At 71.4% G+C, this 22,983-nt stretch carries 23 protein-coding genes; 7 read left to right on the forward strand and 16 right to left on the reverse strand.

What is annotated here, in order from left to right; translation table 11 throughout:
* Together Q5722_RS03990 and Q5722_RS03995 are read left to right on the forward strand one after the other, a co-directional pair.
* Complete coding sequence (locus Q5722_RS03990; protein ID WP_305026920.1) at window positions 1-438, forward strand: SRPBCC family protein; 438 nt, start codon at window positions 1-3, stop codon at window positions 436-438.
* An 18-nt stretch (window positions 439-456) separates the two neighbouring features.
* On the forward strand, window positions 457-2,136 hold the full coding sequence (locus Q5722_RS03995; protein WP_305026921.1) for a phospho-sugar mutase: 1,680 nt from the start codon (window positions 457-459) through the stop codon (window positions 2,134-2,136).
* 7 nt (window positions 2,137-2,143) lie between these two features.
* Here Q5722_RS03995 and Q5722_RS04000 read toward each other — a convergent pair whose 3' ends face one another.
* Window positions 2,144-3,823, reverse strand: a complete 1,680-nt coding sequence (locus tag Q5722_RS04000; RefSeq protein ID WP_305026922.1) for a phosphatidylglycerol lysyltransferase domain-containing protein — start codon at window positions 3,821-3,823, stop codon at window positions 2,144-2,146.
* A gap of 111 nt (window positions 3,824-3,934) precedes the next feature.
* Here Q5722_RS04000 and deoC point away from each other — a divergent pair, with 111 nt between their 5' ends.
* From deoC to Q5722_RS04015, 3 genes are all read left to right on the forward strand, one after another.
* Window positions 3,935-4,582 carry a deoxyribose-phosphate aldolase gene (gene deoC / locus Q5722_RS04005; RefSeq protein WP_305028326.1) on the forward strand — a complete coding sequence of 216 codons (648 nt, stop codon included), beginning with the start codon at window positions 3,935-3,937 and terminating at the stop codon, window positions 4,580-4,582.
* 116 nt (window positions 4,583-4,698) lie between these two features.
* Entirely contained in the window at window positions 4,699-5,151 is a 453-nt protein-coding gene (locus tag Q5722_RS04010) for a MaoC family dehydratase (protein ID WP_305026923.1), read from the forward strand.
* A 199-nt stretch (window positions 5,152-5,350) separates the two neighbouring features.
* On the forward strand, window positions 5,351-6,298 hold the full coding sequence (locus Q5722_RS04015; RefSeq protein WP_305026924.1) for a putative endonuclease domain-containing protein: 948 nt from the start codon (window positions 5,351-5,353) through the stop codon (window positions 6,296-6,298).
* 100 nt (window positions 6,299-6,398) lie between these two features.
* Here Q5722_RS04015 and Q5722_RS04020 read toward each other — a convergent pair whose 3' ends face one another.
* The 8 genes from Q5722_RS04020 to meaB form a co-directional block, all read right to left on the reverse strand.
* A complete protein-coding gene (locus Q5722_RS04020) occupies window positions 6,399-7,487 on the reverse strand; it encodes an adenosine deaminase (protein WP_305026925.1) in 1,089 nt (362 codons plus the stop codon).
* On the reverse strand, window positions 7,487-8,773 hold the full coding sequence (locus Q5722_RS04025; protein ID WP_305026926.1) for a thymidine phosphorylase: 1,287 nt from the start codon (window positions 8,771-8,773) through the stop codon (window positions 7,487-7,489). Before Q5722_RS04025 ends, Q5722_RS04020 begins: the two co-directional genes overlap by 1 nt.
* On the reverse strand, window positions 8,770-9,162 hold the full coding sequence (locus tag Q5722_RS04030; RefSeq protein WP_305028327.1) for a cytidine deaminase: 393 nt from the start codon (window positions 9,160-9,162) through the stop codon (window positions 8,770-8,772). Before Q5722_RS04030 ends, Q5722_RS04025 begins: the two co-directional genes overlap by 4 nt.
* The gene (locus tag Q5722_RS04035; RefSeq protein ID WP_305026927.1) at window positions 9,159-10,421 is read right to left on the reverse strand and encodes an ABC transporter permease; all 1,263 of its coding nucleotides are present in this window, start codon (window positions 10,419-10,421) and stop codon (window positions 9,159-9,161) included. The genes Q5722_RS04030 and Q5722_RS04035 overlap by 4 nt, the downstream gene beginning before the upstream one ends.
* Entirely contained in the window at window positions 10,418-11,518 is a 1,101-nt protein-coding gene (locus tag Q5722_RS04040; RefSeq protein ID WP_305026928.1) for an ABC transporter permease, read from the reverse strand. Before Q5722_RS04040 ends, Q5722_RS04035 begins: the two co-directional genes overlap by 4 nt.
* Entirely contained in the window at window positions 11,518-13,035 is a 1,518-nt protein-coding gene (locus Q5722_RS04045) for an ABC transporter ATP-binding protein (protein WP_305026929.1), read from the reverse strand. Before Q5722_RS04045 ends, Q5722_RS04040 begins: the two co-directional genes overlap by 1 nt.
* Before the next feature lie 114 nt (window positions 13,036-13,149).
* Entirely contained in the window at window positions 13,150-14,232 is a 1,083-nt protein-coding gene (locus Q5722_RS04050; protein ID WP_305026930.1) for a BMP family lipoprotein, read from the reverse strand.
* A 140-nt stretch (window positions 14,233-14,372) separates the two neighbouring features.
* Window positions 14,373-15,353, reverse strand: coding sequence for a methylmalonyl Co-A mutase-associated GTPase MeaB (gene meaB, locus Q5722_RS04055; protein ID WP_305026931.1), 981 nt, complete (start codon window positions 15,351-15,353; stop codon window positions 14,373-14,375).
* Window positions 15,354-15,438: 85 nt separating this feature from the next.
* On the opposite strand from meaB, the gene Q5722_RS04060 reads away from it, so the two are divergent.
* Window positions 15,439-15,681 (forward strand): hypothetical protein, encoded by a 243-nt coding sequence (locus Q5722_RS04060; RefSeq protein WP_305026932.1) that lies wholly within the window; start codon window positions 15,439-15,441, stop codon window positions 15,679-15,681.
* 3 nt (window positions 15,682-15,684) lie between these two features.
* On the opposite strand, the gene Q5722_RS04065 is transcribed toward Q5722_RS04060, so the two are convergent.
* Genes Q5722_RS04065 through Q5722_RS04075 form a run of 3 tightly spaced genes read right to left on the reverse strand, consistent with a single transcriptional unit; the run spans window position 15,685 to window position 16,990 of the window.
* Window positions 15,685-15,984, reverse strand: coding sequence for a YciI family protein (locus Q5722_RS04065; protein ID WP_305026933.1), 300 nt, complete (start codon window positions 15,982-15,984; stop codon window positions 15,685-15,687).
* Window positions 15,984-16,466, reverse strand: coding sequence for a DUF8821 family protein (locus Q5722_RS04070; RefSeq protein ID WP_305026934.1), 483 nt, complete (start codon window positions 16,464-16,466; stop codon window positions 15,984-15,986). The genes Q5722_RS04065 and Q5722_RS04070 overlap by 1 nt, the downstream gene beginning before the upstream one ends.
* A 38-nt stretch (window positions 16,467-16,504) precedes the next feature.
* Window positions 16,505-16,990: a cupin domain-containing protein gene (locus Q5722_RS04075; protein WP_305026935.1), complete on the reverse strand. Its 486-nt coding sequence runs from the start codon at window positions 16,988-16,990 to the stop codon at window positions 16,505-16,507.
* Between the two features lie 241 nt (window positions 16,991-17,231).
* Between Q5722_RS04075 and infA the strand changes: the two genes are divergently transcribed.
* The gene (gene infA, locus Q5722_RS04080; RefSeq protein ID WP_305026936.1) at window positions 17,232-17,462 is read left to right on the forward strand and encodes a translation initiation factor IF-1; all 231 of its coding nucleotides are present in this window, start codon (window positions 17,232-17,234) and stop codon (window positions 17,460-17,462) included.
* 26 nt (window positions 17,463-17,488) lie between these two features.
* On the opposite strand, the gene Q5722_RS04085 is transcribed toward infA, so the two are convergent.
* From Q5722_RS04085 to Q5722_RS04100, 4 genes are all read right to left on the reverse strand, one after another.
* Entirely contained in the window at window positions 17,489-17,869 is a 381-nt protein-coding gene (locus tag Q5722_RS04085; RefSeq protein WP_305026937.1) for a limonene-1,2-epoxide hydrolase family protein, read from the reverse strand.
* A gap of 131 nt (window positions 17,870-18,000) precedes the next feature.
* A complete protein-coding gene (locus Q5722_RS04090) occupies window positions 18,001-18,768 on the reverse strand; it encodes a class I SAM-dependent methyltransferase (RefSeq protein ID WP_305026938.1) in 768 nt (255 codons plus the stop codon).
* Window positions 18,769-18,866: 98 nt separating this feature from the next.
* Window positions 18,867-21,023, reverse strand: coding sequence for a methylmalonyl-CoA mutase (gene scpA / locus Q5722_RS04095; protein ID WP_305026939.1), 2,157 nt, complete (start codon window positions 21,021-21,023; stop codon window positions 18,867-18,869).
* Window positions 21,020-22,753, reverse strand: a complete 1,734-nt coding sequence (locus tag Q5722_RS04100) for a methylmalonyl-CoA mutase family protein (protein ID WP_305026940.1) — start codon at window positions 22,751-22,753, stop codon at window positions 21,020-21,022. The genes scpA and Q5722_RS04100 overlap by 4 nt, the downstream gene beginning before the upstream one ends.
* Window positions 22,754-22,983 lie beyond the last annotated feature (230 nt).

The raw sequence follows: 22,983 nt of genomic DNA on the forward strand, positions 1-22,983 counted from the left end.
TTGCGGCACTTCGACTTCGCCTCCGCGTGGACGCTCCCCCACCCCGCGTCCCGCGTGTACGCAGCACTGGAGGATGTCGAGCACTATCCCGCGTGGTGGCCGCAGGTCGTCGCCTGCCTGAAGGTCGGCGAGGACGAGGGCGTCGTGCTCTGCCGCTCGTCCCTGCCCTACACGCTCGAGCTCCACGTCGCCCTTCTCCGTCGTACGCCGGAGGTGCTGGAGTCGAGCCTCGGGGGTGACCTCGACGGCTGGGTCCGCTGGCGGATCGTGCCCGCCGGGGACGGCTGCCGCGTCCACTTCGAGCAGTCGGTCGACGTGACCGGCCGCGTCCTCGGCCTGGCTGCGCGCATCGCGCGCCCCCTCCTGCTGTGGAACCACGCCCGCATGCTCGACGGCGCCCGTGAGGGGCTGCTCCACCACCTCGACCCCACTGGCTGAAGGGCTAGCGTGAACGCCATGGCTGCCGACCCCACCCCCGAGCTGTCCACCCTCCTCGCACAGGCCCGTGCCTGGGTCGCGGAGGACCCCGACGAGGAGACCCGGGCCGAGCTCGCCGCGGCCATCGATGCGGTCACCGCGGGTGGTGACAGCAGCGACCTGGCCGACGCCTTCAGCGGCACGCTGGAGTTCGGCACGGCAGGCCTGCGCGGCGCGCTCGGCGCCGGTCCCAACCGGATGAACCGCGTGGTCGTGACCCGTGCCGCGGCCGGCCTCGCGGCGTACCTCACGGAGAAGGGGGCGACCGCCTCGGACGCCGTGGTCATCGGCTACGACGCCCGCCGCAACTCCGACGTCTTCGCGCGCGACACAGCGGAGGTGATGACCGGCGCCGGACTGCGGGCCCTCCTGCTGCCGCGGCCGCTGCCGACGCCGGTGCTGGCGTTCGCGATCCGCAGGCTCGGGGCCGTGGCGGGGGTGATGGTGACGGCGAGCCACAACCCGCCCCAGGACAACGGCTACAAGGTCTACCTCGGCGACGGCAGCCAGATCGTGCCGCCGGCCGACGCGGAGATCGCGGCGCAGATCGCCTCCGTCGGTGCCCTCGCGGACGTGCCGCGCGGACCCGCGGGCGAGACCCTCGACAACAGCGTCTACACCGCGTGGCTCGCCGCCACGAGTGCGCTCGTCGACACCTGCGGGCCGCGCGACCTCAGCATCGTCTACACCCCTCTCCACGGCGTCGGCGGCGAGCCGGTACGCCGCGTGCTCCGGCTCGCGGGCTTCTCCGAGCCGCACGTGGTCGAGGCCCAGTTCGAGCCCGACCCGGCGTTCCCGACCGTGGCCTTCCCCAACCCGGAGGAGCCCGGCGCGATGGACGCGGCCATGGCGCTCGCGGCTGAGGTCGGGGCCGACCTGGTCGTGGCCAACGACCCCGACGCCGACCGGTGCGCAGCCGCCGTCCCGGACGCCCACGGCTGGCGCATGCTCCGCGGCGACGAGGTCGGCGCGCTGCTCGCGGACTTCCTGCTGCGGCGCGGCGTGACCGGCACCTACGCCACCTCGATCGTCAGCTCCTCCCTCGTCGGCCGGCTCGCCGCCGCGCACGGCCAGCCGTTCGAGGAGACCCTCACCGGCTTCAAGTGGATCGCGCGCGTCCCCGGCCTGGCGTTCGGCTACGAGGAAGCCCTCGGCTACTGCGTGGACCCGGCGCGGGTGAAGGACAAGGACGGCGTCTCCGCGCTCGTCCGGCTGGTCGAGCTCGCCGCGCTCGAGAAGGCCGCCGGCCGCTCGCTGCTCGACCGGCTCGACCAGATCGCGGCCGAGCACGGCCTGCACGCGACCGACCAGCTCTCGGTGCGGGTCACGGACCTGCGACTGATCGGGGAGGCGATGGCGCGCCTGCGCGCCACTCCCCCGACCACGCTCGGCGGCTTCGCGGTCGAGTCGGCGCAGGACCTCGCCGACGGCGTCGACGGGTTGCCGCCCACCGACGCCCTGCGTTACCGCCTGTCCGGTGGCGGCCGCGTGATCGTGCGCCCGAGCGGCACCGAGCCGAAGCTGAAGTGCTACCTCGAGGTCGTCGTCCCGGTCGCGGACGACCAGCCGGTCACCGAGGCGGTCGCAGCCGCACGGATCGCCGCCGCAGGCCGTCTCGACGCGGTCCGCGAGGACATGAGCGTGGCCCTGGGCCTCTGACCTCGGGTCAGGCGCGGCGCAGCCGCTTGCACCACGCCGGCGCGACGAGGAACGCCTCGGCACGCAGCGCGGCGACACCGACGCGCGGCAGGTCGGAGGACGACCGGAAGCAGAGGTAGCGCGGCTCCCAGTCCGGGTGGTACTTCGCGTTGGCGCGGTAGAGGGACTCGATCTGCCAGAACTTCGAGGCAGCCAGCAGCACCGACCGCCACAGGCGCAGCACCGGTCCGGCGCCGAGCCGCTCGCCCCGGGCGAAGACGGAGCGGAAGACCGCGAAGTTCAGCGACACCCGTCGTACGCCGAGGTCCGCGGCGGAGGCCATCAGGCCGGCCACCATCGCCTCGATGACGCCGTTCTCGCTGGCGCGGTCCCGCCGCATGAGGTCGAGCGACAGGCCGTCGCGACCCCACGGCACGAAGTGCAGGAGGCCGACCAGGTCGCCCTGCCCGTCACGAGCCAGGACGACGACCGTCTCGGGGTCGCGCTCCTCGCCGAACCGGCCCAGCGCCATCGAGAACCCGCGCTCGACCTCGCCGTCGCGCCAGGCGTCGGCGCGGTGCCGGATGTCCTCCACCTCCTCGGCGGAGAGGTCGGCGACCCGGTGCGCGCTCACGGTGATGCCACCGCGCGTGCAGCGCGAGACGGCCTGGCGCACGCCGCGCATCGAGCGGCCCTCGAGGGTGAAGGACTCGGCATCGACGATCGCCTCGTCACCGAGCTCGAGCACGTCGAGCCCCGCCCGGTGGAACGCCGTGCCGCCGGGCTCCGAGGCACCCAGGACCGCTGGCGCCCACCCGTAGGCCTTCGCCTCGGCGAGCCATGCCTCGATCGCCCCGGGCCACGCCTCGGGGTCGCCGACCGGGTCACCGGCCGCGAGCGACACGGTGCCGATGACGCGGTAGGTCAGCGCCGCCTTGCCGCTGGCCGAGAAGATGACGCAGCGGTCGTCGCGGGTTGCGAAGTAGCCGAGGGAGTCGTCGCCGCCCCAGCGGTCGAGCAGGGCCCGCAGCCGCTCGGTCTCCTCCGGGTCGGCCGGGTGCGGGCCGCCGGCCGGCTCGAGCGCGACCAGGAGCGCGACCACCAGCACCGCGGCACCGAGCACCACGAGGCCGACCGCGGCGTGGTCGGCGTCGGCGGAGCTGGTGAACGCCATCGGTCCGGGGATGCCGACCAGGCCGAGCACGGCCTGCGCGAGACGGTCGGTCCACGTCGTACCGGCCGCATGCCCGTCGGCGTCGATGGTGAGCCACAGGAAGCCGAGCACGATCGCGATGACCGGGCCGACGAGCAGGACACGGACGAGGCGGCCGCCGGAGCGGGGGTCGGGCCGGGCCGTGAACTCGCCGCGCACGGCGACGAGGTAGCCGGCGAGGGCGAGGCAGAGCAGCGCCTCCTCGACGTCGAGGCCCTTGACCACGTGCGAGGGGATGGCCAGGACGGACAGCACGAGTGCGACCAGCCAGGCACGGTACTTCCCCCGACGCAGCGCCCCGGCCAGCAGGATCAGCAGCACGCCGATCGCGGCGGCACCTGTCGTGGCGGCCGCCGGGAAGACGTCGGGAACGACCTGGTCGATGTCGTGCAGACGCCCGCGCATCGAGGGCAGCAGGGCGCTCGTCAGCGTGACGACACCGATGACCCAGACCACGCGTGCCACCCACCGGGGCTGGCGCAGCGTCTGCCACATGGCGACCTCCAGAACAGGGCCCCAGGGGACGAAAGGGGCGACCGCCGCGCAGCCTATGCTGGCCCGGTGAGCCACGACGACCCGCGCCTCGACACGTCCACGATCGCGAAGATGATCGACCACACCCTCCTCAAGCCGGAGGCCACGCGTGCCGATGTCGAGGCCCTCATCACCGAGGCCCTCGACCTGGGCACCTACTCGGTCTGCGTGTCGCCGTCGATGCTGCCCATCCCGGTCCCGGAGAACGCCGACCTCAAGGTCGCTGCCGTCTGCGGCTTCCCCAGCGGAAAGCACGACTCGACCGTCAAGGCGGTCGAGGCTGCGCAGGCCGTGCGCGACGGCGCCGACGAGATCGACATGGTCATCGACATCGGTGCCGCGAAGGAGGGCCGCTACGACCGCGTGCAGTCCGACATCGCCGCCGTGCGCGCCGCGGCGCCGTCGCCGGTCGTCCTCAAGGTGATCATCGAGGCGGCCGCGCTCACCGACGAGGAGATCGTCGCCTGCTGCATCGCCGCCGTCGACGCGGGCGCCGACTTCGTGAAGACCTCGACCGGCTTCCACCCCGCCGGCGGCGCCACCGTCGAGGCGGTGCGGCTGATGAAGGAGACCGTGGGCGACCGCGCCGAGGTGAAGGCTTCGGGGGGCGTCCGCACGTTCGAGCAGGCGGTCGCGATGATCGAGGCCGGCGCTACGCGCCTCGGCGTCTCCGGCAGTCGTGCGCTGCTCGAGGGCAGCACCCCGACCGGCAGCTACTGAATCCGGCAACGGATCCGACGCTCCTGCGTGTCGTGCCCCTCCCCAGCCCCACGTCCAGCCGCTAGGTTCGGATCGAGGGCGCGGTGGAGACCGCGCCGCAGCGACGAGGAGGTCCCATGCGCGTCTTCAGCACCCTGGATGAGGTGGCCGCTGCCGCCGGCACCGAGCTCGGTACCAGCGAGTGGGTCACGATCGACCAGGACCGCGTCAACAAGTTCGCCGACGCGACCGGTGACCACCAGTGGATCCACGTCGACGTCGACCGTGCCAAGACCGGCCCGTTCGGCGGCACGATCGCGCACGGCTACCTGACGCTCTCGCTGATCCCGTGGCTGGGCTCCCAGATCTTCAAGCTCGCGACGCCGGGCGCCAAGCTCAACTACGGCCTCAACAAGGTCCGCTTCGCCGCGCCCGTGCCGGTCGGCTCGGACATCCGGCTCAGCGTTGCGCTCGGTGATGTCGAGGCGATCGACAGCGGCCTGCGCGCGACGTTCCGGCACACGATCGAGATCGACGGCGGCGACAAGCCCGCCTGCGTCGCGGAGACCGTCGTCCTGCTGATGCGCTGAGGCGGCGGGCGGGCGGAGAGCGACCCGACTCGTGCCCACGTGAAGGTCTGCGCACAGGCGTGGACCTTCACGCTTCCTCGGCCTCCCGACCGGGAAACTCTTCACCTGGGTGAAGGCTCTCCGCCTGGCCGTGCTCCCCGTGCGCGCTACCTGTGGAGAGCGACATGCGGGAAGCGGTCAGTGCGGCGAAAGTGCCGGCATGGACCACGCAGCCACGGGGCTCGACACGGGGCGACCGTTCACGCGAGCGGCGGGGAGACGCGCTGGCCTGACGGACCGACAGCTTGGATCCGCACGCTTCACCCGCATCCTCGACGGGATCTACGTCGACGCGGCGGTTCCCCTCTCCCCTGCCGTGATGGCCGCGGCCCTGAGCCTGGCGACACCGCCGGGCTCCATCGTCAGCCATGCGAGCGCTGCCCGGTGGTGGGGCTTCCCGATCCCGTCGCTGGCAGACGAGCACGTGACCGTGCGTTCGCGCGAGCACCGCTTCAAGCGGCAAGGCGTCACCTGCCACGTGGCCCGTGGCAGCGAGAGGTTCCACCACGCGGCTGACGTCCTGGTCTCGTCGCCTGCACAGTGCTTCGTGGAGCTCGCGTCCCTGCTCTCCCTCGTGGACCTCGTCGTGGTCGGCGACTGGCTCGTCCGCACCAGGCGACTGCGTCCGGCCGACCTCATCCGGTTCTGCGACGCCTCCACGACCCGTCGGGCAGCCGCTGCGCGCCGAGCAGCCGCGTTCGTGCGCGACGGGGTCGACTCCCCGATGGAGTCGCGCCTGCGGGTGCTCCTCGTCCTCGCCGGACTCCCCGAGCCGGTGGTCAACCTCTCCATCCGCGATGTCCGCGGCATCCCGGTGCGGCGTTACGACCTCAGCTGGCCGGCTGTCCGCCTCGTCGTCGAGTACGACGGCCGGCACCACGTGGAGAGGATCGAGCAGTGGGAGAAGGACCTCGCACGCCGCGAGCAGATCGAGGACGACGACTGGCGCATCCTCGTCATCACGTCGAAGGGGATCTACGAGCGGCCGGGTGACACGGTGGCGCGAGTGCACCGCCAGCTGCTCCTGCGGCGCATGCCGGGCACACCGCGGCACCCACGCGGAGAGTGGCGGCGTCACTTCCCCGAGCGGCCGCAACCCAGTCGGTGAAGGTCTACGCACCGGCGCAGATCTTGAGGGCGTCACGCCGCTCGAGCCGTGAACATCTTCACCCCGGCGAAGACATGCTCGCTCGACGCGAACAGTCAGCTCAGCCGGCGTAGCCCGGCTTGATCACGTCGTTGATCAGCGCCAGCCGCTGGTCGAACGGCAGGAACGCCGACTTCATCGCGTTGACCGTGAACTTGCCGAGGTCGGCGCGGGTGTAGCCGAACGCGTCGACCAGGAGCGCCATCTCCTGGCTCATGGTGGTGGCCGACATGAGCCGGTTGTCGGGGTTGATCGTGACCCGGAAGCCGAGCTCGGCGAGCCGGCCGAACGGGTGCTCGGCGATCGACGCAGCGGCACCGGTCTGCACGTTGGACGTCGGGCAGATCTCGAGCGGGATCCGCCGGTCGCGGACGTACGCCGCGAGGGTGCCCAGCTGGGCGACGTCCCCCTCGAAGGAGATGTCCTCGATGATCCGGACGCCGTGGCCGAGCCGGTCGGCGCCGCACGGGTGGACCGCCTCCCAGATCGACGGCGGACCGAACGCCTCCCCGGCGTGGATCGAGATCCGCATGTTCTGCTCGGCGAGGTACTCGAACGCGTCGAGGAAACGGGTCGGGGGGAAGCCGTCCTCCGGTCCGGCGATGTCGAAGCCGGCCACGCCGCGGTCACGCCAGGCGACGGCGAGCTTGGCGACCTCGATGCCCCGGGCCGCCTGCCGCATCGCGGTCAGCAGCTGGCGTACGACGATCGGGCGGCCCGCCGCAGCAGCGGCCGCGACGCCCTCGTCGATGCCCTCCTGCACCGCGGCGACGACCTGGTCCATGCTCAGTCCGCGCTCGACGAAGAGCTCGCAGGCGTAGCGCAGCTCGGCGTACACGACGCCGTCGGCGACCAGGTCCTCCACGGCCTCACGGGCGATGCGCCGCAGGTGCTCGGGGGTCTGCATCACCGCGACGGTGTGGACGAAGCCCTCGAGGTAGCGCACCAGCGACCCGGAGGTCGCGTTGTCGCGGAACCACTCCCCGAGCTCCGCCGGGTCGGTCGTCGGGAGCTCGTGGCCGATCTCCGCAGCGATCTCCACGATGGTGGATGGGCGCAGCCCGCCGTCGAGGTGGTCGTGCAGCACGACCTTCGGCAGCGCGCGGATCTCCTCGACGGAGAGCGCCGGACCCGAGGTGGGGGTGGTCATCAGCTGATCCTGTCCAGGAGGAGGGGCGTCGCCGCGAAGGCGGTGCCCGCGGGGGCGATGTCGTAGCCGCCGTCGAGTGACGCGAGCGCGCGGTCGAACCGGGCCGGCTCGTCGGTGAGCAGGGTGAGGAGCGGCTGCCCGGCCGTCACGGCGTCACCCGGGCGCGCGTGCCAGACCACACCGGCACCGGCCTGCACCGGGTCCTCCTTGCGGGCCCGGCCGGCACCGAGGCGCCACGCCGCCAGGCCCACGGCCATCGCGTCCAGCCGGGTCAGCACCCCGGAGGAGGGTGCGGCGACGACGTGGGACTCGCGCGCGACGGGGAGCGGGGCGTCCGGATCGCCACCCTGTGCGGCGATCATCCGGCGCCAGGCATCCATCGCCTTGCCACTGGCCAGCACGTCGGCCGGGTCGACGTCATCGCGCCCGGCGCCGCGCAGCATCTCGCGGGCGAGCTCCACGGTCAGCTCGACGACGTCGGCGGGACCACCGCCGGCGAGGACCTCGAGCGACTCGGCCACCTCGATGGCGTTGCCCGCGGTCAGGCCCAGCGGCGTGGACATGTCGGTGAGCAGCGCGACCGTGCGCACGCCGGCGTCCGTGCCGAGGTCGACCATGGTGCGCGCGAGCTCCTGCGCATCGGCCAGGCTCTTCATGAAGGCACCGGTGCCGACCTTCACGTCGAGCACCAGCGAACCGGTGCCCTCCGCGATCTTCTTGCTCATGATCGACGAGGCGATCAGCGGGATCGCCTCGACGGTGCCCGTGACGTCACGCAGCGCGTAGAGCTTCTTGTCCGCGGGGGCGAGGCCGTCGCCGGCTGCACAGATCACCGCACCGACCGAGCCGAGCTGCGCGAGCATCTCCTCGTTCGACAGGGCGGCGCGCCATCCCGGGATCGACTCGAGCTTGTCCAGGGTGCCGCCGGTGTGGCCAAGGCCGCGTCCCGACAGCTGCGGGACCGCGACGCCGCATGCGGCGACCAGCGGAGCGAGCGGCAGCGTGATCTTGTCGCCGACACCACCGGTCGAGTGCTTGTCGGCGGTCGGCACCGCGAGCGAGGAGAAGTCCATCCGCTCCCCCGACGCGATCATCGCCGCGGTCCACCGCGAGATCTCGGGGCGCGTCATGCCGTTGAGCAGGATCGCCATCGCCAGCGCCGACATCTGCTCGTCGGCCACCTCGCCGCGCGTGTAGGCGTCGATCACCCAGTCGATCTGGCTGTCGCTGAGGACGCCACCGTCGCGCTTGGCGATGATCACCTCGACGGCGTCGTGAGCAGTCATCGGGTCTCCAGGTCGTGAGGGCCGAACGCGTCCGGCAAGAGGTCGGCCATCCGTCGTACGCCGGAGGTGGTGAGCACCTGCAGCGACGGGCCACCGTGCTCGAAGAGGAGCTGGCGGCACCGGCCGCAGGGCATCAGCAGGGCCCCGCTGCCGTCGACGCAGACGAAGTGCGTGAGCTGCCCACCACCGCTCGCGTGGAGCGCCGAGACCAGCCCACACTCCGCGCAGAGGGTGAGCCCGTAGGAGGCGTTCTCCACGTTGCACCCGGTGACCACCCGGCCGTCGTCGACGAGGGCGGCGGCTCCCACGGGGAACCGCGAGTACGGCGCGTAGGCGTGCGCCATCACCTCGGTCGCGGCAGCGGTCAGGGCGTCCCAGTCCGCCATCAGCCCGCCGATCCCTTGCGGTAGGGCTGGCCGTCGGCGGCCGGCATCCGCAGGCTCTGCGACGCCACCGAGAGCACCAGCAGCGTGACGAGGTACGGCGTCATCCCACCGAGGTCGTCGGGGATCGTGTCGGTGAGCAGGAACCACAGCAGGAAGGCCACGCCGATCACGCCGTTGGTCACCGCGCCGCGGATGTTGCGCTGCCACAGCCGCCACAGCGTGAGCAGCACCAGGCCGATGGCGAGGAGCAGCAGCAGTGCGTGGAGCGAGGAGGCGCTGCGCAGGCGCAGGGCGTCGGCGTACCCGAAGAGGGCGGACGCGCCGAGCGCGCCGAAGGGGTTCCAGTTGCCGAAGATCATCGCGGCGAGTCCGATGTAGCCGCGCCCCTGCGTCTGCCCCACGGTGAAGGTGCTCGAGGCGACCGTCGAGAGGTACGCGCCACCGAGTCCGGCGAGACCGCCGGAGACCATGACCGCGATGTACTTGTAGCGGTAGACGCTGACGCCGAGCGACTCCGCGGCGGCCGGGTTCTCGCCGCACGAGCGCAGCCGCAGCCCGAACGTCGTCCGCCGGAGCAGCCACCAGCTCAGCACCGCCAGGCCGATCACCATCAGCGAGACGTAGGAGATGTGGCTGACCAGCGCACCGAGCAACCCGGCGAGGTCGCTGAGCAGGAACCAGTGCCGGGCGTTGAGGTCGCTCAACCAGCCGTCGAGTCCCCCGATGTTGAGCGTCGGCAGGTCGTAGAGGCCGGAGAGGTTGCGCGGACCACCGTTGGGCGTGATGTCGCTGAAGAACGTCTTGGACAGGAACTCCACCGCTCCCGCGGCGATGATGTTGACCGCGACACCGGAGACGATCTGGTCGACGCCGAAGGTGATCGTCGCGACCGCGTGCAGCAGGCCACCGACCACGCCGAGCGCGATGCCGCCGGCCAGGCCGGCCCACGGGCCGTAGTACCAGTTGAAGTACGCCGCACCCCAGGTGCCGAGCAGCATCTGGCCCTCGAGCCCGATGTTCACGATGCCGGCCCGCTCGGACCAGACGCCGCCGAGCGCAGCGAGGGCGATGGGACAGGTCGAGAGGATCGCCGCGGTGAAGGTCGTGGTGGCGGTCAGCGGTGCCGAGTCGGTGACCAGCCGCACGAACGGCACCACCACCAGGCCCGAGACGATGAGCACCCACATGAGGGGCGAGAGGCCGAGGACGCGCCGTCCGCGCGTCGCCTCCGAGAGGACCGTGGTCCGGGTCGTCGCGCTCATGCCGCCACCGCCTCGGGGACGGCCGCAGCGACCGCCTTCTGCTCGGAGCGTGCCCGGTAGCGCTGGACCAGCTCGTAGGCCACCACCACCGCCAGCACGCAGATGCCCTGGGTGATCTCGACGATCTGCGGGGCGATGTCGGTGTCGATCTGGAGGGCGTCGGACTGGGAGGTCAGCCAGGCGAAGAGCAGCGCGCCGAACGCCATGCCACCCGCCCGGTTGCGGCCCAGCAGCGCGACGGCGAGGCCGGTGAAGCCGAGGCCGCCGGCGAAGCTGGAGTCGGAGTAGGTGTGCGCGTGCCCGAAGAGGTCGGGGATCCAGACCAGGCCCGCGACCGCACCGGAGAGCAGCATCGCGACGATCACCATCTTCCTCGCACTCACGCCGCTCGCCGCGGCGGCCGACGGGGAGAGACCGCTCGCCCGCAGGTCGAAGCCGAGGCGGGTGCGGTTGAGCAGCAGCCAGAACCCGACACCCACGGCGACCGCGAGCAGGCCGAGGGTCCAGACCTGACCGCCGTTGGCACCGTACGGCGCCCAGCCGGGGACCGTGCTGGAGCCGGTGAGCGGGTTGGTCCGGACGTCGTAGCCGGTCTGCTCGCCGTACTTGTTGTGGAAGTGGGTGACGATGATCGGGGCGATCGCGTTGAGCATGAGGGTGGTGATCACCTCGCTCACGCCGCGGTAGACCTTCAGCAGCGCGGCGATGCCCGCCCAGGCAGCGCCGACGAGCATCGCGAGCAGCGTCGCCGCGATGATGTTGATCGGCCCGGGCAGGAACATGCCGCCGGCGAAGACAGCGGCGACGTACGCCGCGAGGCCGTACTGCCCCTCCACGCCGATGTTGAACAGGCCCATCCGGAAGCCGATCGCCGCCGCAACGGCGGCGATGTAGAGCTCGACGCCGAGGTTGACGATGTTGACGATCGTCTGGTGCTGCGGCGCCGAGAGCATGACGCTCCAGAAGTCGCCGATGCCCGAGTCGCTGCCGGAGATCAGGATGACCAGGGAGGTCGCGACGACCGCGACCGCCACCGCCACCGCGGGGGCCAGCAGCGCGAGGCCGGCCCTCTTCACGAACCGCACGGAGAGCTCCATCAGTCGTGTCCTCCGGTCATGGCCGCGCCGAGCTCGGCCGGCGTCACCGCGGACGGGTCGAAGGTGCCGACGAGGCGTCCGCGCAGGACCACCTCGATGGTGTCGGAGAGGCCGATCAGCTCGTCGAGGTCAGCCGAGATGAGCAGGACCGCGAGGCCGGCGCGGCGGGCGTCGCGGATGTGGTCCCAGATCGCCGCCTGCGCGCCGACGTCGACGCCGCGCGTGGGGTGCGAGGCGATCAGCAGCACCGGGTCGCCGGACATCTCGCGGCCGACGATCAGCTTCTGCTGGTTGCCTCCGGACAGAGCGCGCGAGTTGGTGTCGATCGAGGGCGTGCGCACGTCGTACTGCTCGACGATGCGCTGGGTGTCCTTGCGGGCTCCCGCCCGGTCGATCCAGGGACCGCGCACGCTCGGGCGCCGGGTCTGGTGGCCGAGGATCCGGTTCTCCCAGAGCGGGGCGTCGAGCAGGAGACCGTGGCGGTGGCGGTCCTCGGGGACGTAGCCGATGCCCGCCTCCCGCCGCGCCCGCGTGCTGTACGACGTGATGTCGGTGCCGTCGAGGGTGATCGTGCCGGAGGTGGCCTGGGCCAGGCCCATGATCACCTCGACCAGCTCGGTCTGGCCGTTGCCCTCGACCCCGGCGATGCCCAGCACCTCACCCTTGCGGATCGTGAGCGTGATCGCGTCGAGCACGGACCGCTCCCCCTCGACGAGGCTGACGCCGTCGAGCTGGAGCATCACCGTCTCCTGGACCGTCGACTCGGCGGTCTCGGGCGACGGCAGCTCGCTGCCGACCATGAGCTCCGCGAGCTGGCGCTTGGTGACGGCGGCCGGGTCGGCGTGGCCGACCGTCGTGCCGCGGCGCATCACCGTGATGTCGTCCGAGATCGCCAGGACCTCGTCGAGCTTGTGGGAGATGAACAGGAGCGAGTGACCACTCGCGCGCAGGTCGCGGAGGTTGTCGAAGAGCGCCTCGACCTCGTGCGGCACGAGCACCGCGGTCGGCTCGTCGAGGATGATCACCTTCGCGCCGCGGTAGAGGACCTTGACGATCTCGAGCCGCTGCCGCGCGGCGACGCCGAGCTCCTCCACGAGCACGTCGGGGTCGAGGTCGAAGCCGAACCGGGCGCAGAGGTCGACGAAGGTGCGGCGTGCCGCTCCGCCGATGCCGTGCAGCCTCTCCGCGCCGAGCACGCAGTTCTCGAGGACGGTGAGGTTGTCGGCGAGCATGAAGTGCTGGAAGACCATGCCGATGCCGACCGCGATGGCGTCACTCGGGGAGCGGAAGACCCTCTCGGCGCCGTCGACGACGATCGCGCCGTCGTCGGGGCGCTGCACGCCGTACAGGATCTTCATCAGCGTCGACTTTCCGGCGCCGTTCTCCCCGACCAGGGCGTGCACCGTGCCCGGGCGGATCGTGACGTCGACGTCGTGGTTGGCGATCACGCCGGGGAATCGCTTGCCGATGCCCCGCAGCTCGATCAGAGGGGCAGTCGCTGCCTGCGTGGCGACCAAGTTCTCTCTCCTGACATGGAAAGCGGGAAACGGGGCCCGGGAGACGAACCTATCTCCCGGGCCCCGCCCGCGGTACTACCGATCAGCCGCCCTGCCGGGCACCCGGCCGAAGGGTCACTTGACCGTCTTCGGGTCGGTCGGGACCTTGATCTGACCGTTCTCGATCTTGGTGGCGTACGCGTCGATCTTCGACTTGATGTCGTCGATGAAGCCACCGCTGTAGGAGAGGCCGACGCCGTCGTTCTTGAGGTTGTAGGCGACGTAGCTGGTCTGCGGCTTGCCGTCCTTGACCGACGCGGCGAAGTCGTAGACACCGGTGTCGACGCGCTTGAGCGCCGACGTCAGGATGTGCGGCTGCTCCTCCTTGGTCGCCGAGCCGTACTGGTCGCCGTCGACGCCGATGGCCCACTTCCCGTCGCCGGCGGCGGCCACGGCCTCGAAGAGGCCCGCCCCGGAGAGGCCGGCGGCGTGGAAGATGACATCCGCACCGCCGTCCAGCATCTGCTGGGCGATCTGCTTGGCGTCGGTCGGGTCGTTGAAGCCCTTGTCACCGCTCTGGACGATGTACTTCGACTGGACCTTGATCGACGGGTCGACCGCGTGGACACCGGCCTTGTAGCCGGCCATGAACGGGTCGATGACCGCGCCCGGGACCGCGCCGATGACGCCGACGTTCTTCGTCTTCGTCTTGAGGGCGGCCGCCACACCGGCGAGGTACGACGACTCCTGCGGCGCGAACGCGTCGTAGGCGACGTTGGCGTTGGCGTTCTTGTCGGGGTCGAAGCCGTCGACGACGAGGAAGTTGACCTTGGGGTACTGCTGCGCGACCTCGTTGACCGCGTTGGAGTAGAGGTAGCCGACGCCGACGATGGCGTTGGCGCCCTTGTCCGCGAGCTGCTTGAGGCGGTCCGCACGCTGCGCGTCGGTCTCGCCCACCGTCGCCTGGGCGTCGATGCAGCTCGCGCCGAGGTCGCTCACGGCCTTCTCCGCACCGGCGTACGCCGCGTCGTTGAACGAGTGGTCACCACGGCCGCCGACGTCGAACGCGATGGCCAGCTTGACCGGGCTGCTGTCGGTGAAGCCCTTGCAGACGTCCTTGGAGCCCGACGCCGAGGTGTCGTCGTGCTTCTTCCCACAACCGGTCAGCGCGAGGGACGCAACGAGGCCCACCGCAGCGATCTTGCCGATGCTTCGCAAGACTGCTCCTCCTGTTCGGCGCCGCGGGTCGGCGCATGGAGCGCACACTAGCCAGCGCTCCGGAGGGCGGTCCTCCCCCTGCGCCAAGTCGTTACCAAGTCGCAGCCAACCGGTCGCCTCGACGACACGGCGGGGACCGGTCAGCCCTTGTCGTAGGCCGTGAGGATGCGGTCGGCGGCCTCCGGCGCGTTGATCTCTCCGGCCTTCACCAGACGCGCGATCTCGTCGCGCTCCGCCTTCACGTGCTCGTTGTGGCGCAGCCGCTGCTCGAGCTCGTCACGCACCAGGGCCCAGGTGAACTCGAGCTGCTGGTCGGCGCGCTTGGCGGCCAGCCCCTCGGGGCCGAGCTTCGCCTGATGCTTCTCGATCTCGCCCCAGACGACGTCGAGTCCCTTGTCGTGGAGGCCCGAGTAGGTCACGACGGGCGGGGCGCCGTCGGTGCCGCGGACCAGCCGCAGCGCACCGCTGAGCTCGCGGGCGGCGGCCTTGGCGGCGATCTCCTGCTCGCCGTCGTCGGCCTTGTTGACGCCGATGACGTCGGCGATCTCGAGGATGCCCTTCTTGATGCCCTGCAGCTGGTCGCCGGTGCGGGCGATGGTGAGGAAGAGGAAGGTGTCGACCATGCCGGCCACCGTGACCTCGGACTGGCCCACCCCGACGGTCTCGACGAGCACCACGTCGTAGCCGGCGGCCTCGACGATCGTCATGGCCTGGGCCGTCGTGCGGGCGACGCCACCGAGCGTTCCCTCGCTGGGGCTGGGCCGGATGTAGGCATTGGGGTCGACCGACAGCCGCATCATGCGCGTCTTGTCGCCGAGGACCGAGCCACCGGTGCGGACACTCGACGGGTCGACGGCCAGGACCGCGACCTTGTGGCCCTGCGCCGTCAGGTGGGTGCCCAGCGCCTCGATCGTCGTCGACTTGCCCACACCGGGCACCCCGGAGATGCCGACGCGGATCGCCTTGCCGGCGTGGGGCGTGAGCCGGGCCAGCAGCTCACGGGCGAGCACCCGGTGGGCCGGCTTGCGCGACTCGACCATCGTGATCGCGCGGCTCATCTGTGCGCGGTTGCCGGCGAGGACGCCGTCGACGAGCTGCTGCACCAGGTCCGTGTCGTTCACGCCGCTCAGGTTAGTCGCGTCGGGGGTGGCTCCGGCCGCGGTCCCGCCGGGCGGCAGCCTTCGCCATCCCGGCAGAATGCATCCCGTGGTGAGCTTCCTGCTGTCGGTGACCTTCGCGTGCGGTGTCGTCATCGCCTTCGCCCACGTGGTGAACAAGCGGTTCGTCGCCCCGGTCTACGACGTCGTGCTCAACCTCGCAGCGTTCGCCTCCGCCACGGCGGCGTCGCTGATGCTCGACCACCTGGTGCCGGCGACGTTCTCGGGGCTGGCGATCCTGTGCTGGCTCGTGCTGGCGCGGCGTACCGCGGTGGAGCGGCTCAGGGCGTGAGGCTCACGCCGTGAGCCAGGTGCGGACCTGCCAGCGCTCCACGACACCCTCGGTCACGAACGGGTCGGCGGCCGCGAACTCCTCCGCGGCGCTCCGGCTGGTGAAGACGTTCATGGCGCCCGGGGCGCCCTCCACCGGCTCGGCGAACGGGCCGGTCATCAGCAGCTCGCCCGGCCGGTCGGCCCGGAAACCCTCGGTGTAGGCGTGGTGGGCAGGGAAGACCGCGGGCACACGCGTGCGGCCGTCGGGACCGGAGAAGTAGAGCAGGACGAAGCGCTCCGACCAGGCGGGCATGCCGTCCATCAGTAGTCGCCCTTGATGACGAAGAACGAGCCGCGGATCTCCCCGGCGAGCTTCGACTTCTGGCGCGCGAACTTGAAGCCTGCCGCCGCGAGCTCCTCGGGCACCTCCATCCCCTGAGACAGCTTGAAGCCGACCGCGCGCTTGCCGCCCTCGGCCACGGTCCACAGCACGTTGATGACCAGGCCCGACTCGAAGTAGAACTCCGGCCACTTGATCGTGCCGGCCTTCTCGTCCTCGACCACGACGTCGGCCACCTCGAGCACCGGCGAGGCGATCTCGAGACCGCGCTCCTCCTTCAGGATGCGCTCCAGCCAGGCCACCAGGTCGGCAGCCTGGTCCGCCGGGACGGTGGCGTACTCGACCTTGTACTTGTTCGCGAAGTAGCGCGCCTCGTTGGCCCGCAGGCCGGCGAGTGCCTCCGCCACAGGGCTCGACTCGAGACCCTCCATCGAGACGTTGACGAAGTCGATGACGTGCGGCATGGGTGCTCCTCGGTGCGGCGCTGCGGGACGTGCCGAGCCTAGAGGGCCGGGCCGACAAGCGGATCCGAGACCTGCAGCGGCGGCCCCACGAACTCCAGCCCGTACGGCGCTCCCACCTCGTTCCACGCAGCCGGGTCACGGGGATCTGCACCCCGCGCCTGCCAGTCCTCGAAGAAGCGGTCGAGCCCGGACGGCGCAGTGATCGCGAGCAGCCGACCGGGCTCGGCACCCACGTTCTGGAAGCAGTGCGCAATGCCCCGAGGGCCGTAGGCCAGACCGCCGGTCGAGGCGCGGAGGATCCGGTCCCCCGCCTTGAACCGGAACTCCCCGTCCACGACGAACCACAGCTCGTCCTCGCGGTGGTGACGGTGCAGGCGGGGCCCGTTGAGCGGCGCCACCAGGATCTCGGTGATGCTCATCGCTCCCCCGGTCTCGGCCTCTCCGGCCATGACCACCAGGCCGTCGCCGGTCGGCGCCACGAACCTGCGCCCCTCTCCCGGCTGGCGCGCGAACGGCTCCACCATGGCGACCCCTTCCGACCTCTCGACGCTACGCGCGGGCGACCGGGTTGAACAGGGCCCCGGACCGCGGAAAACCCGTTGAGACGTCCGGCCCGCACGCCGTACCGTCGGGTCGTTCCGTGACAGGCCCGAGGGGGTGAGCCCCGTGATCCCAGTCCCCATGTGGGCGCTCCCCCTCAGGTCACGTGAGGTCGGCTGACGCAGCGTCGCCGGGGTGCCCGCCGCACTCTCGAGAGGCACCGCCATGACCCTGCATCCCACCGCGCACGGCATCGAGGCCGAGGGACGCGTCGTCGACTGCCTGCGTGCAGCTACCTTCCGCGTCGAACTCGACAACGGCCACACCGTGCTCGCCCACATCAGCGGCAAGATCCGCAAGAACTACATCAAGATCGTGCTCGAGGACCGCGTGCTCGTCGAGCTCAGCCCCTACGACCTGACCCGCGGCCGGATCGTCTTCCGGTACCGCAACTAGGCCGTACGCCGCCGGGGTGGGCGGGGTCAGCGGCGCAGGAAGCCGCCGAGCACCTCGCCCATCCGGTAGCGGTCGTCCCACCGGGCGACCTTGCCGTCGCGGACGCCGAACGTGCCGCTCACGAAGAACGTCGAGCTCAGCGGGCCCCACGCGAGCGTGTCCTTGCGGTCGAACCGCACGGTGCCGCCGCCTAGGTCGGTGAAGTCGTAGTCGGTGGCGCTGAAGCGCATGCGCGCCTTCGGCAGGGCGGCGAGGATGCGGCGTACGCCCTTGCCGCGGACGGTCGGCAGGCCGGTGTTGAGCCAGGCGACGTCGTCGGTGAGCAGCGCGTTGGCGGAGGCCACGTCACCGTCGGTGAGCGCGGCGAAGAGCTCCTTGACGACGTGGATGTTCTCGTTGTGGGGCATGGCCGGATCCTACGGGCGGGCCCCACTGGCGGGCCTGCTGTTCACACGTTCGCCGCGCCGCAGCCGGCCCTGCCCGCCTGCCCGGCCCCGAGCCGGGCCTGAACGTGTGAACAGCGCCTTCGGGACGGCGCTCAGGAGGGCGTCGTGGCGAAGATCGCGTAGGTCCCGAAGGGCAGGACGAGGGGCTCGTCGGCGGCGACCCGCTCCTCGATCGCGGCGAGCAGCTCCTGCCGCGTCTCCACCGGAAGGCGCAGGTAGTCGCTGCGCGTCGCCAGCCGTCCGACCCAGTCGGCCGCGCTCAGCGTCTCGGTCCACGCGTACCGCCGCGTGGCGACGGTCGCGAACCGGCCGGACTCCTCGAGGCCGGCGGCGTACGGTCGCTCGGTCGCGACCACGTCGACCACCCCGAAGTCGCGTCCCGGCGCCAGGCGTGCCTGCAGCTCCTCGACCACCTCGTGGAGCGGATGCGGCAGGGTGTGGTTCCAGAAGGGCACGAAGATACCACCGGGCACCAGCACCTCGGCCACCTTCGCCGCGCCGGCACCCGGGTCCACCCAGTGCCAGGCCTGGCCGCTGACGACCAGGTCGAACGTCCTCCCCTGCGGGTCCCATCCCTCGAGCGCGTCGACCTCGACGTCCACGCCCAGCGAGCGTGCCACCGCCGCCATCGCCGGGTCCGGCTCGACCCCCAGCACCGTGCGTCCCTCGCCGGCCAGCAGCCGGCTCGCCTTGCCGGTGCCCGCGCCGACGTCGAGCACGCGCCGGGGACGACGCGCGAGCAGGTCCGCGACCAGCTCCGGCGGGTACGACGGCCGGTACCGCTCGTACTCCGCAGCAGCGGCACCGAACGACTCGGCACGACCGCGGTCCCTGTGCATCTCCTCGTCGACGTGGCCCACGTCGCCATCAAAGCAGGCCCCTCAACGCCGGCCCCGGAATGCGCCGACGGGCGGCCACCCGCGAGGGTGACCGCCCGTCGTACGACGTGAGCGTGGGCTCAGTGACCGAGCTGCTCCGAGAGCTGGCCGAGGATGTCGAGTGCCGACTCCGCGATGACCGTGCCGGGGAGGAAGACCGCCGCAGCGCCCATCTCCTTCAGCGTCGGGACGTCGTCGGGCGGGATGACGCCACCGATGACGACCATGATGTCCTCGCGGCCCTGGTCCTTCAGCGCCTGCTTGAGCGCGGGCAGCAGGGTCAGGTGACCGGCGGCCAGCGACGAGACGCCGACGATGTGGACGTCCGCGTCGACCGCCTGCTGCGCGACCTCCTCCGGGGTGGAGAAGAGCGGGCCCACGTCGACGTTGAAGCCGAGGTCGGCGAAGGCCGAGACGACGACCTTCTGGCCGCGGTCGTGGCCGTCCTGGCCCATCTTGGCGACGAGGATGCGCGGGCGACGGCCCTCGTCCTCCTCGAACTTCGCGGTGGCCTCGAGGACCTTGGCGGCGGCGGAGTCGTTGCCGACCTCGTTCTTGTACACGCCGGAGATGGTACGGATCACGGCCTGGTGACGGCCGTAGACCTTCTCCACCGCATCCGAGATCTCGCCCACCGTGGCCTTCGCCCGGGCCGCGTTGACCGCGAGCGCGAGGAGGTTGGTCTCCATGTTCGTCGAGGTGCCGTTCTCGGCGGCCGCGGTCAGGGCGGCGAGCGCGCGGTCCACGTCCTCCTGGTTGCGCTCGGCGCGCAGGCGCTCGAGCTTGGCCACCTGCGACGCGTAGACCGCGGCGTTGTCGACCTTCAGGACCTCGAGCGCGTCCTCCTGCGGCAGGCGGAACGTGTTGACACCGATGACCTTCTGCTGGCCGGAGTCGATGCGCGCCTGGGTGCGGGCGGCCGCCTCCTCGATGCGCATCTTCGGGATGCCCTGCTCGATGGCCTTCGCCATGCCGCCGGCCGCCTCGGCCTCCTGGATGTGCTTCCAGGCGCGCTCGGCGATGTCGTGCGTGAGCTTCTCGACGTAGTACGAGCCGGCCCACGGGTCGATGATCTCCGTGGTGCCCGACTCCTGCTGCAGCAGCAGCTGGGTGTTGCGGGCGATGCGGGCCGAGAAGTCGGTCGGCAGCGCGATCGCCTCGTCGAGGGCGTTGGTGTGCAGCGACTGCGTGTGGCCCTGCGTCGACGCCATCGCCTCGATCGCCGTACGGCCGACGTTGTTGAAGACGTCCTGCGCCGTGAGCGACCAGCCGGAGGTCTGCGAGTGGGTACGCAGCGACAGCGACTTCGGGTTCTTCGGGTCGAACTCCCGGACGAGACGGCTCCAGAGGGCGCGGGCGGCGCGCATCTTGGCGATCTCCATGTAGAAGTTCATGCCGATCGCCCAGAAGAACGACAGGCGCGGGGCGAAGGAGTCGATGTCCATGCCGGCCGCGAGGCCCGCACGGATGTACTCGACGCCGTCGGCCAGCGTGTACGCGAGCTCCAGGTCGTTCGTCGCCCCGGCCTCCTGCATGTGGTAGCCGGAGATCGAGATCGAGTTGAAGCGCGGCATCTTCTGCGAGGTGAACGCGAAGATGTCGGAGATGATCCGCATCGACCCGGCGGGCGGGTAGATGTAGGTGTTGCGGACCATGAACTCCTTGAGGATGTCGTTCTGGATCGTGCCGGAGAGCTGCTCGGGCGTGACGCCCTGCTCCTCCGCGGCGACGATGTAGAGCGCCAGCACCGGGAGGACGGCGCCGTTCATCGTCATGGAGACCGACATCTGGTCGAGCGGGATGCCCTCGAAGAGCACGCGGGTGTCGTAGATCGAGTCGATCGCGACACCGGCCATGCCGACGTCGCCGCGCACGCGCGGGTGGTCGGAGTCGTAGCCGCGGTGCGTGGCGAGGTCGAAGGCGACCGAGAGGCCCTTCTGCCCGGCAGCCAGGTTGCGGCGGTAGAACGCGTTGGACTCCTCGGCGGTCGAGAAGCCGGCGTACTGACGGATGGTCCACGGCTGGGTCGTGTACATCGTCGGGTACGGGCCCCGCAGGAACGGGCTCAGGCCGGGCCAGGTGTCGAGTGCGTCGAGGCCCTCGAGGTGCTCCGGGCCGTAGACCGGGAGCACCGGGATGCCCTCGGGGCTCTGCCACGCCTCGCCACCGGTCGCGGGGCCGGGGGCCGGAGCGCCGCCGCCGAGCGGCAGGCCGGAGAAGGACGAAGGAATGCTCATGCGAGTGCCTCCCGCGTGCGGTTGAGGAACGCGAGGGCGTCGAGGCCCATCGCAGCGGAGTCGTCGACGGCGAGGTCGCCCGGCTTGCCCGCGAGGATCACGTACGCCGCACCGGCGCCGCGCAGCGCCTCGATGGCGGCGGCGCCCCACTCGGCGTACGCCTTGTCGGTGCCGGCGAGCGCGACGACCTTCTGGCCCTGGTAGGCCTTGACCAGGTCATCGGCCGACGCGGTGGCACCCGCGGCCTCGACGGCGATGCCGCCGGCGGCGAACAGGTTGGAGATGAACGTCGCACGCGCCGTGTGCTGGGCGACCGGGCCGAGCGTGGCCAGGAAGACCGGGCTGGTGGCCGGCTCGTCACGCAGCGCCTCGAACGACGCGCCGTAGCGGCGGACCCGCTCGTTGAGCGGGTCGGCGGCGCGCTGCGGGAGCTCCTCGGTCAGGTTCGGGAACTCGCTGACACCGGTGAGCGGGCGGCGGCGCGTGGCGATCTGCTGCTCGCGCTTCTCGATGACGATGGCCACGCGCTCCGAGAGGCCGGCGAGGCCGTCGGTCTCGAAGCGGCCGAGCTCCTCCCAGCCCGCGACGGCGAGGGCGTCGGTCAGCTTCTCGACGGCGTACGAGCCGCCGGCCGGGTCGGCGACCTTGGCGACGTGCGACTCGTCGATGAGGAGGTGCGAGGTGTTGCGCGCGATGCGGCGGCCGAACGCGTCGGGGCGGCCGTTGGCCGAGTCGAACGGCAGCACCGTGACCGCCTCGGCGCCGCCGACACCCGCTGCGAACGCCGCGACGGTGCCACGCAGCATGTTCACGTAGGGGTCGTACTTGGAGAACATCGGGCGCGACGTGACGCCGTGGATCCGCATGGTGCGGGCCTCCTCGGCGGCACCGGAGAGCTCCAGCACACGCGCCCAGAGGCGACGCGCGGCACGGAACTTCGCGATCGTCGGGAACTGCTCGTCGGTGGCGGCGAGGCGGAACTCGATCTGGCCGGCAGCCTCCTCGACGGAGAAGCCGGCGGCGGTCAGCGCACGGAGGTAGGCGACGCCGACGCCCAGGCCGTAGCCGAGCTCCTGCGCGTCGGAGGCACCCAGGTCGTGGGCGACCGTGGCGTCGACGACGATGCCGCGTACGCCGAGGCCGCGGGCGATCTCGGCGACGGCGACCGCGGGAGCCGGGTCGGAGGCGTCAGCGAGGCCGCGGGCGAACGCGCCCAGCGGGTCGGCACCGAGGTTGGTGTCGGCGTGGAGGTCCTGGCCCTCGGCCAGGGCCGCGAAGGCCTGCGCGGCCCGGAGCGTCGCGGTGGGCGCGTCGAGGACGATCGGAGCGATCGCCAGGTCGACGCCCGCGAGGGTGGCCGCGAGGTCGGTCGAGTCGTCGGCCGCGATCCACAGCGAGGTCACGCCACCGTTGAGGTCGGCGAGGGCCGCCTCGTTGGCAGCCTTGGCCTCCGGGTCGGCGACGAGCGACCGGATGTCCCATGCGCCCTCGCGCGTGGGACGACCGGCGGTCACGAGGCCCTCGAGGTCGGCAGGCGTGCCGATCGGGGCGACGGAGATGCCGTCGAGGGTGGTGCGCGCCAGCTTCGTCCAGACAGCGGCGTCAGCGTCTTCGTCGGTCAGTCGACCCGACTTGCGCAGCACGGCAGCAGTGATCTTCTCCCAATCAGCTGCAGAGTGCTGGTCCTGCTCGGACGCAAGCGCAAGACGGTCCTCAATGGGGCCAGTCATGCTGCGAACAATAGGCAGCAACAGGCTCACCTGCCACAACCTGTGACTTTTCCCGCCTGCTGGTACTGGGTACGGCCGATGACATGCAGGTCAACGATCCCAGTGGACACGTCTGGCGGGTCTCCCGACGCTGGATCCCGTGGCGACGACGGCAGGTCTCGGCAGCGGTCGAGCCGAGCCCCGACGGGCTCCCGTTCGTGCTCGTGCTGCTCGCGGTCGCCGTCCTCTAC

It is taken from the genome of Nocardioides jiangxiensis (assembly GCF_030580915.1).
GTDB lineage: Bacteria > Actinomycetota > Actinomycetes > Propionibacteriales > Nocardioidaceae > Nocardioides > Nocardioides jiangxiensis.

Bases quoted from the DNA above. Each gene is read 5' to 3' on its own strand.
- Q5722_RS03995 (WP_305026921.1), top strand. From the start codon at position 457: ATGGCTGCCGACCCCACCCCCGAGCTGTCCACCCTCCTCGCACAGGCC.
- Q5722_RS04000 (WP_305026922.1), bottom strand. From the start codon at position 3,823: ATGTGGCAGACGCTGCGCCAGCCCCGGTGGGTGGCACGCGTGGTCTGG.
- deoC (WP_305028326.1), top strand. From the start codon at position 3,935: ATGATCGACCACACCCTCCTCAAGCCGGAGGCCACGCGTGCCGATGTC.
- Q5722_RS04010 (WP_305026923.1), top strand. From the start codon at position 4,699: ATGCGCGTCTTCAGCACCCTGGATGAGGTGGCCGCTGCCGCCGGCACC.
- Q5722_RS04015 (WP_305026924.1), top strand. From the start codon at position 5,351: ATGGACCACGCAGCCACGGGGCTCGACACGGGGCGACCGTTCACGCGA.
- Q5722_RS04020 (WP_305026925.1), bottom strand. From the start codon at position 7,487: ATGACCACCCCCACCTCGGGTCCGGCGCTCTCCGTCGAGGAGATCCGC.
- Q5722_RS04025 (WP_305026926.1), bottom strand. From the start codon at position 8,773: ATGACTGCTCACGACGCCGTCGAGGTGATCATCGCCAAGCGCGACGGT.
- Q5722_RS04035 (WP_305026927.1), bottom strand. From the start codon at position 10,421: ATGAGCGCGACGACCCGGACCACGGTCCTCTCGGAGGCGACGCGCGGA.
- Q5722_RS04040 (WP_305026928.1), bottom strand. From the start codon at position 11,518: ATGGAGCTCTCCGTGCGGTTCGTGAAGAGGGCCGGCCTCGCGCTGCTG.
- Q5722_RS04065 (WP_305026933.1), bottom strand. From the start codon at position 15,984: ATGGACGGCATGCCCGCCTGGTCGGAGCGCTTCGTCCTGCTCTACTTC.
- Q5722_RS04070 (WP_305026934.1), bottom strand. From the start codon at position 16,466: ATGCCGCACGTCATCGACTTCGTCAACGTCTCGATGGAGGGTCTCGAG.
- Q5722_RS04075 (WP_305026935.1), bottom strand. From the start codon at position 16,990: ATGGTGGAGCCGTTCGCGCGCCAGCCGGGAGAGGGGCGCAGGTTCGTG.
- infA (WP_305026936.1), top strand. From the start codon at position 17,232: ATGACCCTGCATCCCACCGCGCACGGCATCGAGGCCGAGGGACGCGTC.
- Q5722_RS04085 (WP_305026937.1), bottom strand. From the start codon at position 17,869: ATGCCCCACAACGAGAACATCCACGTCGTCAAGGAGCTCTTCGCCGCG.
- scpA (WP_305026939.1), bottom strand. From the start codon at position 21,023: ATGAGCATTCCTTCGTCCTTCTCCGGCCTGCCGCTCGGCGGCGGCGCT.
- Q5722_RS04100 (WP_305026940.1), bottom strand. From the start codon at position 22,753: ATGACTGGCCCCATTGAGGACCGTCTTGCGCTTGCGTCCGAGCAGGAC.